The sequence below is a fragment of the Neisseria sp. P0021.S005 genome (assembly GCF_051956955.1).
In genome coordinates this window covers 1-4,610 of sequence record NZ_JBQCWY010000219.1, presented here as the reverse complement: position 1 = coordinate 4,610, position 4,610 = coordinate 1, and the positions used below count along the sequence as shown (strand labels likewise).

Below are 4,610 nucleotides of genomic sequence, written 5' to 3'. Positions count from 1 at the left end.
AAACCATGACCGTCAAAACCCCCGTATACCTCGACTACGCCGCCACCACTCCCGTTGACCGCCGCGTTGCCGAAAAAATGATTCCCTACCTGTCCGATATTTTCGGCAACCCAGCCTCCAACAGCCACAGCTTCGGCTGGGAAGCAGAAGAAGCCGTAGAAAAAGCACGTGCAGACATCGCAGCCCTGATTAACGCCGACTCTAAAGAAATCGTTTTTACCAGCGGCGCAACCGAATCCAACAACCTCGCCATTAAAGGCGCGGCGCACTTCTACAAATCCAAAGGCAACCACCTCATTACCGTGAAAACCGAGCACAAAGCCGTGCTTGACACCATGCGTGAACTCGAACGCCAAGGTTATGAAGTAACTTATCTGGACGTACAAGAAAACGGTTTGGTTGACTTAGACGTGCTGAAAGCCGCTATCCGCGAAGACACCATCCTCGTTTCCGTAATGTGGGTAAACAACGAAATCGGCGTAGTTCAAGATATTCCTGCCATTGGCGAAATCTGCCGCGAACGCAAAATCATTTTCCACGTTGACGCAGCACAAGCATGCGGCAAAGTGCCTGTCGACGTTGAAGCCGCCAAAGTTGATTTGCTGTCTATGTCCGGCCACAAAGTATACGGCCCTAAAGGCATCGGCGCCCTGTATGTACGCCGTAAACCACGCGTCCGCCTCGAAGCCCAAATGCACGGCGGCGGCCACGAACGCGGCTTCCGCAGCGGCACCCTGCCCACCCACCAAATCGTCGGCATGGGCGAAGCCTTCCGCATCGCCAAAGAAGAACTCGAGCAAGACATGGCGCACTACCTGAAACTGCGCGATATCTTCCTCAAAGGTATCGAAGGCATCGAAGAAGTCTACATCAACGGTGACCTCGAACACCGCGCTCCAAACAACCTGAACGTCAGCTTCAACTTCGTCGAAGGCGAAAGCCTGATTATGGCAGTCAAAGAACTCGCCGTATCCAGCGGCTCCGCCTGTACTTCTGCCAGTCTCGAACCAAGCTACGTCCTGCGCGCACTCGGCCGTAACGACGAATTGGCGCACTCTTCCCTGCGCATCACCTTCGGCCGCATGACCACTGAAGAAGAAGTCCAATTCGCAGCAGAACTGATTAAATCCAAAATCGGCAAACTGCGCGAACTGTCTCCGCTGTGGGAAATGTTTAAAGAAGGTATCGATTTGAACTCGATTGAATGGGCGGCGCATTAATCAAGAGAAAAGGTCGTCTGAAAAATCCACAAGGCCTTTACCTTTTCAGACGACCTCATCAAGAAAAATACTAAAAATGACGATAATAAAAAATAAAATACGCCACTTACTTTCTTGTCTGATTCTATGCTCGGCCCCGCTGGTTTCAGCACAGACACAATCTGATTGGTCAACTATATTCAAATCATTTGAAAATGGCTGCCAATTCGATAAACATTTGGAAAACCTGTTGGATCCATTTAGTGATGTAAGCTATGACTGGAACGATAAAGACTCTAAATATCAAAACCTGCGTTTGAATTATCCCAATAGAGTCAAGCTGCCAAAGGCTTACCGTGATCTTGCGCACCCTCCGATGACTTTGCACCGCACGGAATTTAGTGAAGATGGAAAACCGTTTATTCTTGATCAAACCCGTTTGAAACTCAGCGGTACTTACTATGGCTTGCCTGTGGTTCATATCAGCCAGACGTTCCAAGTAGAAACCGCAGGTTACAGTTACACCCGTTTATTGTTGGATGTACCTTTGGGACAGGCACGCAAGGTGTTAAAAGGAAAATACCGCCCTATTCGAAAATACAGTTTGATTTTAGAAGAATACGAAACCCTGCAAGCAAAACTAAAACCGATTAATGTTAACGGAAAACCCCAAACAATTTTAGAATGTGCCTTTATAAATGGCTGATAAAACAACTGTAATAGATAATCAACTTAGACATTAAAAAGGACGTCTGAAACTCTAAAAATATACCTTTTCAGACGACCTAAAAGCCACAATCTTCAAATTAAGGATACAAACCCATGGACGAACAAGAACTCGACCTCGACAATCTCGACAACCTGCTCGAAGATTTTGACGGCGTTACCGTAGAAGGCGGCGTTGATTCAGAGAATGATGACGGCTGCGAAGGCGGCGCGTGCAAAATCTAAACTTCAGGCCGTCTGAATATTCGTAAACAAACCATTTACACCACTAAAAACACAAAGGAAACCACATCATGGCATACAGCGATAAAGTAATCGACCACTACGAAAACCCCCGCAACGTCGGTACTTTCGACAAAAACGACGAATCTGTCGGTACCGGCATGGTCGGTGCACCGGCCTGCGGTGACGTAATGCGTCTGCAAATCAAAGTAAACAATGAGGGTATTATCGAAGATGCAAAATTTAAAACTTACGGCTGCGGCTCTGCTATCGCTTCTTCCAGCCTGATTACCGAGTGGGTAAAAGGCAAAAGCTTGGATGACGCGCTGGCAATCAAAAACAGCGAAATCGCCGAAGAATTGGAGCTGCCGCCGGTAAAAATCCACTGCTCCATCTTGGCTGAAGATGCGGTAAAAGCAGCCGTTGCCGACTATCGCAAACGTCAGGAAAACAAATAACCTTGTTTGCCAGATACTTAGTTTGCAGACATTAATGTCTAAATCGGCTTGATAGGCCCAACTTGCCATATAAGTGCGCCAGTACCTGCAAAATCAAAGAAGACGATATGCCTTTTACCGATGAAGAAATCCAATCCCTACTTGCTGTCAAAGGAATAGGTAAAACCATATTGCAGCGTTTGCAGCAAATGGGATTGATGATATTGCCACTCTGGAGGTTGCGGATTTAGACGATATTTTGGAACAGGGCGCACAATTAACCGGCTCAACCTGTTGGAAAAATAGTCCGCAGGCCAAAGCTGCCATTACTGCCGCAATAGAGTGGGCAAAACAGCGTTTTCAGACGGCCTGATAGTTCAAGAGGCCATCTGAAATAAAAAAGCAGACAAAACAGAAAATGATTGCGAAATGAGGAAAAAAGCATGATTACCATCACAGAAAACGCAGCCAAACACATCAACAGCTACCTGACCAAACGCGGTAAAGGTTTGGGCGTGCGCTTGGGTGTGAAAACCAGCGGCTGCTCAGGCATGGCATACAACCTTGAATTTGTCGATGAAGTGAACGAGGATGACCTGATTTTTGAAGAACACGGCGCACGCGTTTATATCGATCCGAAAAGCTTGGTTTATCTAGACGGCACGCAAGTCGATTACACCAAAGAAGGATTACAGGAAGGTTTCAAATTTGAAAACCCAAACGTTAAAGATTCCTGCGGCTGTGGCGAGAGCTTCCACGTTTAAAATATCAAAAATAGCGAGAAAGTATCAAAACCATCCCGCCATTTTTTGGCTTCTTGCCTATTATAGCTACCCTTGCCTTTTCTTTTTCGTTCTACTTTGTGTCGGAACAAATCAGATTTGACTAAGGCTTTTAAGGCATTGTCTCGTATTTTGCCTTTATTGTGTTGCACCTTACCGGTCATATTGTTTTCCTTTCGTATAAACAGTTTCTGGATTATATCGTAAAATAATCCTCTTCTTTAGATTTTTTCCTTTGATATCATGTCTCAATACTTCAACCTCTTTCAGCTTGAGCCATCTTTCAATATTGATACCGAAGCACTCGAACAGATCTATCGAGCTTTAGCTGCCCGTTTTCATCCCGATAAATTTGCTTCTGCTTCAGCTTTTGAGCAGAAACAAGCCGTTATGATGTCTTCTACAATTAATGACGCCTACCGCACATTAAAAAGCCCTATTGATCGAGCCGCTTATCTCTTGAAAAGCCAAAATATCGATGCTGATGCACCTGAACACACTTCGTTTTCACCAGAATTCCTCATGCAGCAGATGGAATGGCGGGAAACATTGATGGATGCACAAATGGAACAAAACCATGATGCCATCCGAGCGCTGGATCAAGAAATCCAAGAAGTACAAAGCAACCTATATCAAGATTTACAACAAGCATTTGAACAACAGGATTATGAATCGGCCGCACAATGGGTACGGCATGGCCGCTTTCTTAATAAACTTCGCAATGAAATTGCTTCAATCTTATAAAGTACATATGCTGCTGCATTTGCCTAAGTTTTATTATGGCAAATGATTTTATATGTAAAACAAAAACCGTATCAGATTTATCTGATACGGTTTTCTTATATTAACTACCTATTAGCGTTTTTTACCAGTAACAGTAGCAACAGCCAGGTTTTCATTACGTTTCAGAGAAACACTTTCAACACCTTCTGGCAATTTGATGTCTGACAAGTGCAGAATGTCGCCAGCAACTACAGATGCACAATCCAACTCCAAGAAAGCAGGAATGTTTGCAGGCAAAGCAACTACTTCAACAGAAGTGTTCAACAGAGATACGCGGCCACCTTGCAATTTAACAGCTTGAGAGTTTTCAGCGTTAACAATGTGCAGAGGAACGCGGATGCGTACAGGTTGATCAGCTTTTACAGCTTGGAAGTCGATGTGTTGAACTTCGCGACGGAATGGGTGCATTTGGAAGTCACGCACGATAACGTCTTTAGTTTCACCGTTCAAAGACAGTTTAA

At 45.1% G+C, this 4,610-nt stretch carries 7 protein-coding genes and 2 pseudogenes; 7 read left to right on the top strand and 2 right to left on the bottom strand.

The genetic code is table 11. The annotated features are described in order from the left end of the window. Positions 1 to 5 precede the first annotated feature (5 nt). From ACTHUE_RS11360 to iscA, 6 genes and pseudogenes are all read left to right on the top strand, one after another. Positions 6 to 1,220, top strand: coding sequence for an IscS subfamily cysteine desulfurase (locus ACTHUE_RS11360; RefSeq protein ID WP_049335281.1), 1,215 nt, complete (start codon positions 6 to 8; stop codon positions 1,218 to 1,220). 76 nt (positions 1,221 to 1,296) lie between these two features. Next, entirely contained in the window at positions 1,297 to 1,905 is a 609-nt protein-coding gene (locus ACTHUE_RS11355; RefSeq protein ID WP_049335283.1) for a hypothetical protein, read from the top strand. Positions 1,906 to 2,021: 116 nt separating this feature from the next. Next, complete coding sequence (locus tag ACTHUE_RS11350; protein ID WP_004519897.1) at positions 2,022 to 2,150, top strand: hypothetical protein; 129 nt, start codon at positions 2,022 to 2,024, stop codon at positions 2,148 to 2,150. 68 nt (positions 2,151 to 2,218) lie between these two features. Beyond that, positions 2,219 to 2,605, top strand: a complete 387-nt coding sequence (iscU, locus tag ACTHUE_RS11345) for a Fe-S cluster assembly scaffold IscU (RefSeq protein WP_049335285.1) — start codon at positions 2,219 to 2,221, stop codon at positions 2,603 to 2,605. Positions 2,606 to 2,712: 107 nt separating this feature from the next. Then, positions 2,713 to 2,957: pseudogene (locus ACTHUE_RS11340) on the top strand (recombinase RecA). Positions 2,958 to 3,027: 70 nt separating this feature from the next. After that, complete coding sequence (gene iscA, locus ACTHUE_RS11335) at positions 3,028 to 3,348, top strand: iron-sulfur cluster assembly protein IscA (protein ID WP_003685774.1); 321 nt, start codon at positions 3,028 to 3,030, stop codon at positions 3,346 to 3,348. Here the strand turns inward: iscA and ACTHUE_RS11330 are convergent. Then, positions 3,308 to 3,530 (bottom strand): annotated as a pseudogene (locus tag ACTHUE_RS11330) (alternative ribosome-rescue factor A). The gene iscA and the pseudogene ACTHUE_RS11330 sit on opposite strands and share 41 nt — an antisense overlap. Positions 3,531 to 3,609: 79 nt before the next feature. Here ACTHUE_RS11330 and hscB point away from each other — a divergent pair. Further along, a complete protein-coding gene (gene hscB / locus ACTHUE_RS11325) occupies positions 3,610 to 4,110 on the top strand; it encodes a Fe-S protein assembly co-chaperone HscB (protein WP_004519901.1) in 501 nt (166 codons plus the stop codon). 111 nt (positions 4,111 to 4,221) lie between these two features. On the opposite strand, the gene ACTHUE_RS11320 is transcribed toward hscB, so the two are convergent. Further along, the coding region (locus ACTHUE_RS11320) for a 50S ribosomal protein L25 (protein WP_440423494.1) at positions 4,222 to 4,610 on the bottom strand (389 nt) is incomplete at its 5' end.